Here is a 13,267-nt window from a genome sequence, read left to right as displayed (position 1 = left end):
AGTCCACCCGAACCCGATGCGCGGTGAGGGAACGAAAGGAAAACGGAAAAACAATGACCGTTAAGAATCCGCTCCTAAGGCGCGCAACCGCCGCCATTGGAGCCATCTCGATCGCAGCTAGCGGGCTGCTGCTTCTTGGTTCACCTGCCTTTGCAGCTGTGGGCCCCGACCAGCCGGGCGCTCCGTCTAGCGGCACCCTGACCGTGAACAAGTATTCGGGTTCACCAGTTGGCACTGGGGAAACTCCTGACCCCGAAAACTTGCTTGATGGAGTTGAATTCACCGTGCAGCAGGTCGGTAAGCTCAACGCGGGGAATTCATGCGAGCCAATCGATCTGGCTGCGGCTGCCGACTGGGACGGTTTGAACGGATTGTTCAACTCTGCGCCGGCTGCTCCTTCCGCGCCGTACTGCTTGGTTTCCGGTACCGATGTTGCCCAGCCGACGGTGGATGGCTCTACTGTTTTCAACTTGGACTTAGGTGTCTACTTCGTTCGCGAAACTGACCCAGGCCAGAACAACATCGTCTCCAAGGTTCCGGACTTTTATGTCTCGATCCCTACCTCTGAAGGTGCCGAAGGCAACGGCTGGAACTACAACGTGGTAGCCGACCCCAAGAACCAGATCCTGGATGAACCAACCAAGACCATCGATCCTGCACAGTCCGAACTGACCGTAGGCAGCGATGTGACCTGGAAGCTGAACGTTCCAGTGCCTACCCTTAACAATGGGGAGAAGTTCACTGAAGCCATCGTTCGCGACGCCCTCGATTCCCGCCTGCGCTACGTAGCTGACTCGACAGTTGCCACGGTCGGAGGTACGCCACTTGTGCAAGGAACCCACTACAACGTCACTGGAAACGCCGTGTGGACCTTCACCGCAGCTGGCCGCGCAGTGCTCGATGCGAATATGGGCGAAAGCATCGCTCTTAGCTTCGACACCACCGTGATTTCTGTCGGCAACGGGGCTATCCCGAACGACGATTACAAGAGCACCTTCAACGGCACCACGGTCCCAGGCGAACAAGTTCCTTACACCTATTGGGGACAACTCTCGATTCTGAAGACCGATGATTCCAAGCCCAACGCGCTAAAGCTGGCAGGCGCTGAGTTCCAGGTCTTCAACCTCACCGGTGAGACCTGCCCGGCAGAAGCTCCAGCAAATGGCACCGTGGCCACCGGCACCTCCGATGCCAACGGTCTTGTGCAGTGGAGCCACACCACCCCAGCCAGCAGCCCTCTGGGCCTTTGGATCACCAACGTTGACAACGGTCCAGCGGCGCCTGCCCCATCCAAGGACTACTGCGTTTATGAAACCGTGGTTCCAGCTGGCCACACCGCAACGCCAATCGACAATCCTGTCACCATCACCCCAGGTGAAAACAATGTCAATTCGATGACCGTGGTGAACGCCAAGACTGAAGGTCCAGATCTTCCGATGACCGGTGCTCAGGGCACGATCCTGCTCACCGTTGGCGGACTGGTAATCGTTGCGGCCGGCGGAGGACTCCTCCTCGCAGCCCGTCGCCGTAACAACAAGCAGGATGCCTAAGCTCCAGCTGGCCTGAACGTATAAAGGCCCAGAATTCGGCGGCGGTGCATTCATGCGCCGCCGCCAATTCCATTTCATCACCTACGAGGATAACTAGTGACTACATCGAGACTTGGGCGTCATGCAGCGCACCGCGAGTCCCATCGGAGTTGGAGACTGCCCTGGCTGGAGACCCTCGCCGCCATCCTGATCCTCGCAGGAGTCATGACTTTCATGTATCCTCGCACGGCGTCATGGTTCTCGCAGCGCGAGCAGTCCCGCGTGACTGAGATGGCGCTCAACGAAATGCGAGAAGCTCCGACCAATGACGCAGCATATCGGGCAGAACAAATTGCCCGCGCACATGAATATAACGGTGCCTTAGCCAGTGGCGCCGTATACCGGGCTAATGAGAACATCGCCAGCAGCGACATCAACGTCGCTGATGAAAAGTTGGACTACGAATCACTGCTGGACACCACCGGCAACGGGTTCATGGGGCGCCTTCGATATGAATCTCTCGACATTGACCTTCCTATTTACCACGGCACAAGTGACGAAACACTGCAACGCGGCATTGGCCATCTGGAGGGAACTTCGCTGCCGGTCGGTGGAAATGAAACCCGTTCTGTATTGACAGCGCACCGCGGACTACCCGAATCTACGCTATTCACCCATCTGAATCGGGCGCAGATCGGAGACCGCCTCACTGTTTCTGTACTCGATCAGACTTTAACCTACGAAGTTGTTGAAACGGTGGTCATTGATCCAGACGAAACTGAAGCTATACTTCCTGTCGAAAATACAGACATGCTGACACTTGTTACCTGCACTCCTCTCGGGCTGAACAGCCACAGGATTCTCGTCAATGCAGTGCGAGTAACACCGACTCCACCAGCAGATGAACTCGCCGCAGCAGAAAAATCCGAACTACCTGGCTTTCCGTGGTGGGCCGTAGTCCTGAGCGCTGTGCTTCTAGCGGCAGTTGCATTCGTCTGGCGCGCTGGCTACGCGCAGGCCAACAGACATACCCGCGCCTCGAAGCGCATGGCTGAAGAAAACACATGAGTACCATTTGCTGTTTACGGCTTCCAACAGCATGCAGAGCTAGAAGTATTCCGATAACAGCCAAACCTCTCACGAGAGATACGTCTTCGGTATCTCGGCTGAGCGCCCATCCAATCAAATACGCCGCGGATAGTTCTCCGACACGACCATCAAGCAGGAATCATGGATTCTGACAAGCATTTCGTTCCATACTCGCTCACTATCCGGATGGAAGATGATGATTCCAGCTACGCCTTGTATGAAGCGCTGAAAAGATACAGAGATGGTTTGTTATCGGGCCCATCGGAATCACCGGCAATCCTTAGTTCCGTCACTCATTTGATCCAGGTGGTCGAAGAAGCATGGGAAGAATCGCCGAATGGTGATGCCACACTGGTATTAGGAGACTGAGCGCCAGCAAATGATCTGCTTGGGAATTTACGGCCTGTAATGCTGAAGAAGAACACTTCTTGGGTGTATGGCTGCGGATCCAGCATCTGTCTCACGTAGAGATGGCGCCTGTTTTGGCTTGTGACAATTCGTTTCGTTCGAAGAGACGACCTTGTTCAGCGACCCGCCATGGAATGTCCTACTAACTTCCCGCTACGGGTCGCAAGGAGCCCAAGCGATCCATAGGACTTTTGGGCTTCTTTCGCTCAGCTCCGCCACTTCGTGGTAATGCAATACGGTCCTCGATCTTCTAACGCGGTCATGTGTTTGGCGAAAAAATCAGGATCGTATTTCTCGCGGTTTCTCAGGTGCAGGTGCACTGTAGCGATGTTCTGTTCACATAGATCAGCGATTTCGTGCGCGGTAAGGCCAGCGGTAAATATCATGTCCCATTCCGTGTGCCTCGAGACCTCCCAACCCACCATGAACACCAAGCTACTGCGCAACAGCCGCCTAGTTAAAGAGCCGTACGGCATTTGACCCTGAAGCAGCTCGAAGACCGCCAGCTCGAACGAGCTACGTATACACCGGTCGAGGCTTCTCCTGCTCCATTCTCCCGAGATCCGACAGTCCTAGCTAGCAGCGCTTTCGAGTACCTGCCCTTTGCCACTTATGACTAGCATCCGGTCTTGTTCGGCTATCTCGTGAACAACTTACTGAGCGTCCCCGTATTGGCCCCTTCAGCCGCCAAACCCGGGGTTGGGCACTGATTTTCGGGGCGATTCGTGTTTTGTGGCCGAATTGTGTCTTGTCCCCGCCTATAAACTGGGAATATAGGCCCGTCAGACAGGATAAATTGAGACAGGTTGGCAAAAGCGTCGAGTTTGGTCTCGGTGTGGGCATGTTGCTGTGGCGTGAGTGAATGAGCGGTAAGTGAAGCTAGGACGCGATGAAGTTCAAGCGTGGCTGGATGAGGTTTCTCCAGGCACCGGTTCCGTGCGCCTTGCAGCCCTCGCTGACCTGCCGCGGTTGAGGGTCAAGCAACAGCTCGCTCGAGGCAACGTCGCGCCGGCAACAATCGCTGCCATCTCCCGCGCCCTGGATTTGGATCCGCTCACCCAGCTCACCAGGTTCGAAGCTTTCTCAGATCTTGTTCCTTCGTCCCCTGACGAAGGTGAGATGCCAGGCTTCATTTCCTCGCCAGGGTTGTTCCGCGCCAGTGCTGAACGCCTGGAAAACCAGCCAGTGACCGAAACCAAACTCGGTTCCGAGAGCTACGAGCTGGCGGCGTTGTATTGGTTCAACCTCGCCAACGACGGAGCATTGCGTGCCCGGATCGCTGACGAGCTAGGCGTGAATCAGCCGACGCTATGGAAGATGCTGCGCACCAGGTTGCGTGAAGATGTGGCGCTGGCGGTGTGCGAGCATGCTGGGTGGCCGGGCGTGTCGGCTTTAGTGATCTCTGAAGTGCTCACGGGGAAAGAAGCTGGTTGGGTTGAAGAATGCCGTGCGACTTGGGCTAATACAGTTCCTGTCGGACAGTTGCTCAGTTGCACTGAGCAACGTTTGCAGCAGGTGGGCAAGCAGGAACGCGACAAGGAGTCTTTCGACCGTCATTTAGGATGAATGATGTGGCGTTTTCGAGCTGGGTGTCTGCAATCCTTGCCACCAGTTTCCTCGCAGCCCTCATCGCCCGCCTTCCTCGACTGATCCAAGGGATCGGGAATCTCTGGTTGTGGCTCACCCATTTAGGCATGGCCCTCGTCCTGTCCTTGGCTGTTGATCCGGTCTATGAGTTCGTTGATTCCTTGGCTGGATCCCAAAATTTTGCGAACCTCGTATCCCATATTGGTATTGCGCTGGTGTTCTTCTGCGGCGGCATACAGATCTCCCATGGCATCAACCGCCCCGAGATCGCACACAAGATCCTGAAACTCTCCACTGTCGCATTGCCGGCCTCGGCCGCCCTGATGGGTGTCCTGTTCGTGCTCAGTGGCAGCTCCTACTCTGATGTGGGGTTGAACGCGTTCAGGGATAACCCGTTGGTGGTCTTATATAAGCTCGCGCTTTACATATACCCGGCGATCGTTTCCTCGTTCCTGGTGGCCCCGCTGATGCGGGCAGCTACCGAGTCGGTATCAAGGATTCCGTACTACTCCAAGAAGCTCATGGGCTTCGGCTTCGGCCTGGTCATCGCCGCCCCGCTGGGGCATCTGGCCGAGCTGGCGAACCGGCAACTGGGCTGGATCACGGACTTGTTCATCTATCCTGCAATTCTCAGTGTCCTGGCCGGCATGACGTTGGGACTGGTGGATGCGGTGCTGCGCCGAAGACAGCAGCAGGACTTTATCCAGGCATCGTGACGCCCTGCTGCTCGAGCAGCTCCATCGGGTTCGTGATCTGCCCGTCTTTCCATACTTCGAAGTGCAGATGGAAACCGGTCGAGTTGCCGTTGGTACCCACCTGGGCGATCTGTTCTCCTGCTTCAACTTCATCGCCGACGTGCGCGATCAGATCATCCGGGAACATGTGAACATATAAGGTCGTGATCTGGGCGCCGTCGTGCATGCCGTGGTCGATTTCGATCTGGCAGGGCGACCGGCCCACAACGAGGTCATCGCAACTGGCGCGGATGACTTGCCCGGCGGCCGCCGCGTAAATCGGGGTGTCTTCCGGGGCGGCGAAGTCTTCGCCGGCGTGCGGGTAGGGGCCGCGGGATTCGCCGTAGTTGTGCCAGATCTTCGTCAACGTCTCCAAGGGGAAGACCCAGTCTGATTCATTGTTCGGAGTGTTTTCCGTTTTCGGGTTGCGGCTCTCAGCCCCCTCATCACACGAGACATAGGCTTCATCCTGGTCGACATCAGTGGCTTCGGCGCCTTGCAACGCCGCGTAGATCAGCTCTGCATCATCCCTGCGTTGCGCGTAGTTATCAGGCAGGCCGGAGGCTTGGACGGCTTCGGCGGCTTGCTCGTAGGGCAGCTCTTCCCACCCGTCAATGTTCTGGAGGCGGTCGAAGAAGGTCGCAGCCGCATAAGTAGGGTTCATGATCTGTCCGACAGTGCCCCAGCCGGCGCTGGGCCGTTGCTGGAAGGTGCCCATGGCGTCCCAGGCGTGCCCGACACCTTCATGCGGTTCATCCAAGGAAGCCACGGCCACCTCTTTGGCTTGTTCCCATTCGTTTTTGGTCATGATGTGGGTGCCTTCCGGGTACTGCCAGCTCCCGTCGTTGGCCAGGATGGTCAGGCTGCTTTCCTGGATGGAGGTCATCAGTCCGATGATGGCCGCGCGTTGGGGCAGATCTGCGGTGCTGGCTTCGTTGATGATGATCGCGGCGTTGGCCAGTTGCTTCTCGGTGTAGTTGCCGACTGGGGTGGTGGGCAGGTTGGTGACGTTAATGTTTTTCCCGATGCTGCTGTTCGGGTCGCAGTCCATAGAGCGGGGATCCGCAGCGTCTCGTGGTCCGAGGATGGTCAGAGAGAGGAAAATGCCGCCGAAGAAGACTAGGAGGATGATGGCGAGGGTTTTGATGAGTCTGAAGCGTCGCATTACTTGGCGCTGGTGATCTTTTCGACGACCCATTCACCATCAGCCCGGCTTAACAGGAAGTCCAGGGAGTCGGTGTTGGTGTTCACGGTGACGGTGGCGATCGCCGCGGACCGACCTTTGACGGGTTCTTCGGTGCTGGTGACTGTGGTGGCGGTGATGTTCAAGTTCGAGACGTTTTGGAAGGTGCGTTGCGCGTCGGCAGAGAGATAGGGCCGCAGCCCGGTAAACCATTGAGGCTGGTTCAGGTCGGGGCGGGCGTAGGCTGTCGCGGCGTTGGTGGCCACGTCGCTAGCTTCTTGGGCGATCCGGGGGCTCCAGTCTTCGATGGCTGATTGTTCCGGAGAGGCATGAATGTCGTGCATGATCCCGTTCCCCTCCCCCGGCGTGCCCTCTGTTTCGGCCGGTGTGCAACCCGCCAGCAGCGCACTGGCTAAGACCAGAGCGATCCCTGTCGTGGCGGCACGGCGGCGAGAGCGGTCCCTAGCGTGGTGCGTGGTGCGGTGCATTCCCTGGTTCATGGCAACCCCCGTAGAGTATTATTTAGTGTTGAAGCTTATGATTTCAATACTAATTGATACCATGGGTTTGATGAACGAAAGGGGAACTGCATGAGCGGGGATTGGCCGGGCGAAGAACGCCGCCGCATGAGAACAGACCTTCTGGTGAAACCAGCACCCAGCGAAACGGACACCAGCAACCCACCCACCCAGCAACCAGCCAGCGACGGACCAGCCCCTGGCTCGAGCACTACGACCCCAAATAGCGAGGGGCAAGAACCAGCAAACGCATCTGAGAAACCGGATTCCGCACAGGCATCCCCGGCATCCGGGACGATTCCGGGATCAGGAACACTACTGGGCTCAGGGACACCGCTGGTCTCGGGAACGCTCAGCAGTGCGATCACCGGTTCCGACGCCCTGGAAACGCCATTGCCAGCCGAAGAGGGGTGGCAAAAGAAGATCCGCACCTTAACTGGCGGGCTGATCGCCCCGAAACCAGGACCCCAAGAACTGACACGCCGGGACACGCTCGCCTCAATCCGCCGGGTCTACCCGCGCCCGGTCACTGTGACCATCGCCCAACCTGCCGGCGGCGCCGGGAAAACATCCCTCACCGTCGCACTGGCCTCCACCATCGGCAACACCTCGGATCACAACGTGCTGGCCATGGACAACAACGAAACCATGGGCACCCTCGGAGTCCGCACCCGTTCCAACGGGTCGAACATGACCATCATCGACCTGCTCGACGCCCTCGAGCAGCTCAAAAGCGAACGGACCCGCAGCGGCGATGTCCAGTACTACACCCGCCCGCAAGGCGATAACCGGTTCTGTGTACTGGCCTCCGATGAGGATCCAGACCGGATGCAAATGCTCACCCGCCCCACCTTCAACGAACTGCTCGAAGTCGTCCAGCGCTTCTGGAACGTCGTCGTACTGGACACCGGAAACAACACCCGCGCCGAGAACTGGCTCGCCGGCATCGACGCCACCGACCAGCTCGTCTTCCCAGTAGAGCTCAACGACAAATCCGTCGTCTCGGTCCTGCGCACCATCGAGCAACTGCAGGCGATGTCCCAAGTCACCGGAAACCAGCACTATGCCAGCCTGTGTGAGCACGCGGTCCTGGTCATCACCCCAGGATCCCACCGACGCGCCGTGGCTCCAGAGCGCCGAAAAGAACTGCGCCAGATGCTCGAACAAGCCCTCGGCGAGACCGCCACATTCCTCACCGTCCCCTACGAGCCAGCCCTGGACACCAACGGGCTCATCGACTGGCAACTCGCCACAGACGAGTCAGTGCGCGCCTTCGAAAAAGTCGCTGCCGCCGTCAGCGCCGGACTCTTCCGTTCCGCCTCTAACGACACGACCCCACGAAACACCAAGGAGAACTAACCCGTGTTCGCACCAGTACACACCGCGCTCAACATCGTTGCGGAACAAAAAGAATCCACCACCGTGAAAAACCCGTTCGAGGGAGTCTCCCCCGACATCTCACCTTTGGGCGATGGATTCGACAGCGCACTGGGCATCATCCTCGGCGTCATCTGGGGCGTCGTACTGATCTATGTGGCCGTGAAACTGCTGACCAGCCTTGGCAAGTTCGCCGGTGCGAAAAAGCAAGGCCACTACGAAGAGCTCGGTGAGCATACCGATGAGATGAAACGCCGCGGCATTGCCCTGGTCGCGGTTGCCGCGTTCGGTGTCATCATCGGTGCTGTCCTGAAATTGGCGGGGATGCTCTAATGACCAGCCGCCGCAGAATCATTGTCCTCATTGTCGCGGTGGTAGCCATCGCCCTCGTCGTGGTAGCCAGCGTCCTCATGTCCCAAGACCAGGATCAACCCGATTCTTCGGCGGCCACCACCCCTGCCACACCCACCAAAACCAGCGAGTACGGGTTCCCGGTCTCCAGCATCCGCCTCGGTGAAGGCGGAACCAAGACCGCACCCGACGGAAAAACCCCTATCGGATACACGGCTTCGTGCGAAGACGCCGTCCGTGCCGCCGTGAATTATGTGGCGGCTGATTCCTACTCCCCTGAAAACTGGAAGAACCAGAAGGCAACGCTTCAGCAGATCGCCGCATCGGGCGAGTACAACACGAAGTACATCAACGCGACAGCCTCACTGGTATCGAATAATTCGGCCTCCGCAGAAAGCAGCCTGATCTCTCCGGCGATCTACAAGGTGGAGAACTGCGAATCAGGCAAATCAGCAGACATTGTCGTGGCACTCCAGATAGTCGATCCAGGACTCATTCTCGACGGAAGATCTATTGGCCCCTCGGTTAAATTCCGGACTCAGAATCAAGCTTTGGTGTGGGAAGACAATGATTGGAAGCTTGATTTCTCGCCAACCCCTGTCCGTGCGGAATCTCAATTGATCATTGCCGAGGGAGAGAAAGCTCCAGAATCACCGAACGATCTGTTGAACCAAATTTTCGTGGATTCCAAGGGCAATCCGCTAAGCCGTGATGGGTGGACGGAGCTCGCAGAATGAAGCGACTGATTTCCGCGCTTTTCGCAGCACTCCTTGTCCTAAGTTTGGCAGCGTCTCCTTCCTTGGCGGACGACAATGGCACAGAAGTATCCGAGGTGCTGAGCCAGGACCAGGTTAAAAGGTACGAGAACTTATCGGATGAGGATAAGAACACCTTGTTGCATGATGTCATCACAGAAATTGGGGCGGACGAATGCAGCAATTTCACGTATTACCGCAGCATGGAATCTTTCCTCAACTTCGATGCCCGCAACTGTGAAGAGCAAACGCGCGATGCGTTGCACGCCATGTATCCGGACCCTGATGCGTTGATCATCGAGCAAGAACCAGCCATGGATTTGTGTGAGGCCTTGATGTCCACGGGTGCCGGCAACGAAAGTGTTACTTTCTGCGTCCGACAGCAAGCGAACGAATTTCTTACGGGTTGGGCTTCAGGCACTCTGAGAAATTGGATGGGCCAAAGCGAGGTAGGCCGCTCGGTGCTGAACGTCATGGACGCCATCAGCAACACCATCGACTTCGTCGCCGACCCCAAAAGCGGACTCGAAGAAGTCGCCAACAGCAGCAAATCAGAGTCCATCGCCCTCACCTCAAAAGTCCTCGAAGAACTCACCTCCACCACCGAATTCGACGCCTCCAGCCAAGAATTCAAAGACCGCTGGGCCCTCTACGCAGGGATCGGCGTCGTCGGCCTTTCGATCATGCTGCTGATCCTGTTCAAACACCACAGCAACGGGGAGATCAGCGACGACGATTTCAGCAACTCCCTGCTCTACTACCTCCCAGTCAGCCTCTTCCTGGTGATCTATGGACCGTGGGCCATGAACGAAATCCAGCAGCGCATCGCCCCACTCACTTCCGGGGCAACCGACTGGTCCGCGGAAATGATCAGCAACTTCATCACCGTGATCTCTCGGTTCGCTTCCCTGGAATCCAGCAGCTGGTTCGGGCCTTTGGCGGCGATCATCTTCTTCGGCATGCTGTTCATCGGCGCCATCGCCCTGATGATCTATTTCCTGCTGATCCCGATCTTCCAGCAACTCATGGGACTGGCCATCGCCGCCCTGATCGGCATGCTCATCTCTCCGAAAACCCGCCGCTATGTTCTGAAGATCGCCTCCACCCTCGCCACCCTGCTGGTTCTCAAGCCCGTGGTCTTCCTCGCCATGGGCGCCGTCTTCGGAGTCCTCGCCTCACAGACGGCTTTCAAGGAAGGCACCGATGATGTGCTGGTGAATGTGGGAAACCTTGGAGCGACTGCGTTCATCATGCTGCTGATCGTTCTCTCCCCGGCCGCGATCTTCCGGTGGATGCCAATCATCCAAAGCCGTGAAGCGAACTTCGGCGGGATCTCCCCTGAAATTTCTGCTGGTGTCGGCGCTGCGGCCGGTGGCATGGCCGGCGGACTTGCCGGTGCCGGTGCAGGAGCAGTGCGTCGGGCGATCTCTGCACGTCGCGGCAACGCTGCCAGCGGCTCTTCTTCTAGGTCCCGTGCCGGTAATGGTGCATCGGGCGGCGGTGCTGCAGCAGGAGCCGGTTCAGCAGCAGCCGCAGGTGCTGCCGGCCAGGGATCTGCCGCCGCTCGTGGCGGTGATGATAGTTCTTCCCCACCTTCAGGATCCGGTACGTCCGACGGTCCGGATGCTGGCCAGCCGCAAGGTTCTTCTAATGGCCAGTCGTCGCCTGGCAGCCCGGGCCAGGGTGCTCCGACTGAGGCCATGGAACGGCCAACCAGCCCACGAACAGGCAACACGGGAGGCACAGGCAGCACAGGAAATGCCGGCGGTTCCAGCGGCGCGGGTGGTCCCGGGACCGTGGGATCGTCGGGCCGCAGTCCTGAAGGCGGTCCTGCTGGAGGGCCCGCTTCCGAGGTTGGCGGTACAGGTGCTGCTGGCCAGGCTGCTGGTGCCTCCGGCCGGCAAACCCAATCTGCAAGCTCCAACCCTCCAACCAGTGCGGCGTCCAAGGCGTATCGGCCGTTGCGCACCGGCAAGGTCGGGATGCTCGCCAACGCCCGCTACACCATGTCCAACGCGGCAGCCCAAGCCCGCATCGCCCAACAGGACTCCGACCCCGATACCTGGGATTCGTTTAAGGACTGATCAACCCTCATGACTCGTCACGTTGCCCTCGGCGGTGAGTTCAAGTCCCGCGGACTGCTCTCAGGCCGTTCCCTGCCCGAAAAGCTCCTCCTCTTCATTGGCCTCGCACTCTCAGCGTTCCTGATCATGTTGGGATCGTTCAGCTTCTTCTTCCTCGTCGCAGCGCTCTTCGTGGCAGTGGCCAGCATCCTGACTACGATGCCCACCGCCATCAACGAAGGGCGCAGCCTCGGAGCCATCCACGCCGAACGGGCCTACCGGCTCTGGCAGAAAACCACCGGCACTGATGTCTTCGACCCCGTCCACGAACAAATCGCCGCAGAGCGCCTGAGAACCTACCAGCACGCCACCAGAAGTAAGCAGAAAACCCCGCGCAAGCAGAGAACGCAGAACAAACAGAAAACACCCAACCCGCAGGAAACTGTCCGTCCTAAAGGGTTTGCTGTGCGCAGGGCCCAACGCCGCAAGGCCACCGACCAGCCAGCGCCGTTGATGATCGGGAAGATGAGCGCCACTGAAGTGCCCTTCAACACCCGCGAACGCCTCACAGTGTTCAGGCATGCGAACACTGCTCCAGTGTTCTATACCGCGATCTTCGAAGTGCGCGGCAGCACCGGCGGCGTGGTGGAAGAAGACATCGAGGATATCCCGTTCATCGGGTTCGGCAAAGTACTGGCCCGGGCAGCGCGGCGGACCAGTGCCATCTCCCACATCCAAAGCTTCACCCGCTCCGTCCCGCTGGATATTACCGACCATATTTCCTGGCTCTCTGACTACGTCCACCCCGAAGCCCACGACCACTTGGTGCGTTCTTACCAAGAGCTCTGCCTGGATGTGGAGCAGAAGGCCGAACAACACCGCTCCTACTGGGTACTGCGCTTCGATAATCTCGCAGCCCTGCAGCGCGCCATCACCGCCCAAGCCCCTGGGCCGCGGGCCGTATATGACGCGATCGTCAGCGAAGCCCACGCACTGATGTCCCAAGCAGTCACACATAAGGCGATCCGCAGCTTCCGGCCAGTGAACTCCAACATGGCAGCCGCACTCCTCTCCCACCTGCAAGACCCGTACGAGTTCAGCATCGACGACCCGGACCACAACCTCGGTTCGGTCTGGCAGCGCCTGGACGCCACGAAAACGTCCAAGGCAGTCTTGGTGAATAACCGTGCTTACACTCGGGTGGCTTATATTCCTCGGCATGGGTTCATGGCCGGCTCCGCCCTTCCCGTCCAATCCATGCGGCAGCTAGTCAACGGGATCGTGCCCGCAGTGATCCACTCGGTGTCGTGGGTCAACGAAGTTGTCGATGCCCGCACCGCCCGTGCCCAAGCAGTCTCTGATCGCACCAGCGACAAGGCCAAGCGCAAATCCGATGCCGAGAAAGGCAAGATCAGCGACGGCACCGAACACGTCATGTCCAGCTCCTCAGACCAGCGCGGCCTGGACCTCATGCCCGGCAGCGGGCATCACGGAGTGAAATGGGGCGCATACCTCAGCTTCACCGTGCAGTCCGAAGAAGAACTGCTGGCCGTGTCCACGCAGATTGAATCGGTGGCCACTGATTGCGGGATCGAAAGGCTGATCTGGCTCGATGACCGCCACCACATGGCATTGGCTTCCGTGATGCCGCTAGGACGAGGGATCCGTTAATC

13 protein-coding genes are annotated in these 13,267 nt (G+C 58.5%); 10 read left to right on the top strand and 3 right to left on the bottom strand.

Translation table 11 applies throughout. The features are described from left to right. Positions 1–53 precede the first annotated feature (53 nt). The 5 genes from AAZQ98_RS17185 (at position 54) to AAZQ98_RS17165 (ending at position 5,329) form a co-directional block, all read left to right on the top strand. Positions 54–1,550 carry a SpaH/EbpB family LPXTG-anchored major pilin gene (locus tag AAZQ98_RS17185; RefSeq protein WP_434694022.1) on the top strand — a complete coding sequence of 499 codons (1,497 nt, stop codon included), beginning with the start codon at positions 54–56 and terminating at the stop codon, positions 1,548–1,550. A gap of 96 nt (positions 1,551–1,646) precedes the next feature. Continuing rightward, positions 1,647–2,597, top strand: coding sequence for a class C sortase (locus AAZQ98_RS17180; protein ID WP_434694019.1), 951 nt, complete (start codon positions 1,647–1,649; stop codon positions 2,595–2,597). Between the two features lie 162 nt (positions 2,598–2,759). Continuing rightward, a complete protein-coding gene (locus tag AAZQ98_RS17175; RefSeq protein WP_105656397.1) occupies positions 2,760–2,987 on the top strand; it encodes a hypothetical protein in 228 nt (75 codons plus the stop codon). A 912-nt stretch (positions 2,988–3,899) separates the two neighbouring features. Then, complete coding sequence (locus tag AAZQ98_RS17170) at positions 3,900–4,592, top strand: hypothetical protein (protein WP_434694016.1); 693 nt, start codon at positions 3,900–3,902, stop codon at positions 4,590–4,592. Positions 4,593–4,597: 5 nt separating this feature from the next. Then, complete coding sequence (locus AAZQ98_RS17165; RefSeq protein WP_434694014.1) at positions 4,598–5,329, top strand: hypothetical protein; 732 nt, start codon at positions 4,598–4,600, stop codon at positions 5,327–5,329. On the opposite strand, the gene AAZQ98_RS17160 is transcribed toward AAZQ98_RS17165, so the two are convergent. Both AAZQ98_RS17160 and AAZQ98_RS17155 read right to left on the bottom strand, forming a co-directional pair. Then, complete coding sequence (locus tag AAZQ98_RS17160) at positions 5,313–6,512, bottom strand: M23 family metallopeptidase (protein WP_434694012.1); 1,200 nt, start codon at positions 6,510–6,512, stop codon at positions 5,313–5,315. The genes AAZQ98_RS17165 and AAZQ98_RS17160 overlap by 17 nt on opposite strands. After that, positions 6,512–6,874: a hypothetical protein gene (locus AAZQ98_RS17155; RefSeq protein ID WP_133833139.1), complete on the bottom strand. Its 363-nt coding sequence runs from the start codon at positions 6,872–6,874 to the stop codon at positions 6,512–6,514. Before AAZQ98_RS17155 ends, AAZQ98_RS17160 begins: the two co-directional genes overlap by 1 nt. A gap of 246 nt (positions 6,875–7,120) precedes the next feature. Between AAZQ98_RS17155 and AAZQ98_RS17150 the strand changes: the two genes are divergently transcribed. The 3 genes from AAZQ98_RS17150 to AAZQ98_RS17140 are packed head-to-tail and all read left to right on the top strand — an operon-like array spanning position 7,121 to position 9,513. Beyond that, positions 7,121–8,407, top strand: coding sequence for a MinD/ParA family ATP-binding protein (locus AAZQ98_RS17150; protein ID WP_133833140.1), 1,287 nt, complete (start codon positions 7,121–7,123; stop codon positions 8,405–8,407). 3 nt (positions 8,408–8,410) lie between these two features. Next, positions 8,411–8,758, top strand: coding sequence for a hypothetical protein (locus tag AAZQ98_RS17145; protein WP_133833141.1), 348 nt, complete (start codon positions 8,411–8,413; stop codon positions 8,756–8,758). Beyond that, positions 8,758–9,513 (top strand): hypothetical protein, encoded by a 756-nt coding sequence (locus AAZQ98_RS17140; protein ID WP_434694008.1) that lies wholly within the window; start codon positions 8,758–8,760, stop codon positions 9,511–9,513. Before AAZQ98_RS17145 ends, AAZQ98_RS17140 begins: the two co-directional genes overlap by 1 nt. Positions 9,514–9,644: 131 nt before the next feature. Here the strand turns inward: AAZQ98_RS17140 and AAZQ98_RS17135 are convergent, their stop codons facing one another. Then, on the bottom strand, positions 9,645–9,917 hold the full coding sequence (locus tag AAZQ98_RS17135) for a hypothetical protein (RefSeq protein ID WP_434694006.1): 273 nt from the start codon (positions 9,915–9,917) through the stop codon (positions 9,645–9,647). A 48-nt stretch (positions 9,918–9,965) separates the two neighbouring features. Here AAZQ98_RS17135 and AAZQ98_RS17130 point away from each other — a divergent pair, with 48 nt between their 5' ends. Continuing rightward, on the top strand, positions 9,966–11,615 hold the full coding sequence (locus AAZQ98_RS17130; protein WP_434694003.1) for a hypothetical protein: 1,650 nt from the start codon (positions 9,966–9,968) through the stop codon (positions 11,613–11,615). A gap of 9 nt (positions 11,616–11,624) precedes the next feature. Continuing rightward, the gene (locus AAZQ98_RS17125) at positions 11,625–13,265 is read left to right on the top strand and encodes a hypothetical protein (protein ID WP_434694001.1); all 1,641 of its coding nucleotides are present in this window, start codon (positions 11,625–11,627) and stop codon (positions 13,263–13,265) included. The last annotated feature ends 2 nt before the right edge of the window (positions 13,266–13,267 follow it).

The sequence above is a fragment of the Glutamicibacter sp. Je.9.36 genome (assembly GCF_051129975.1).
GTDB lineage: Bacteria > Actinomycetota > Actinomycetes > Actinomycetales > Micrococcaceae > Glutamicibacter.
The sequence above is the reverse complement of the archived record's forward strand: the minus strand, read 5'-3'. Positions and strand labels throughout refer to the sequence as shown.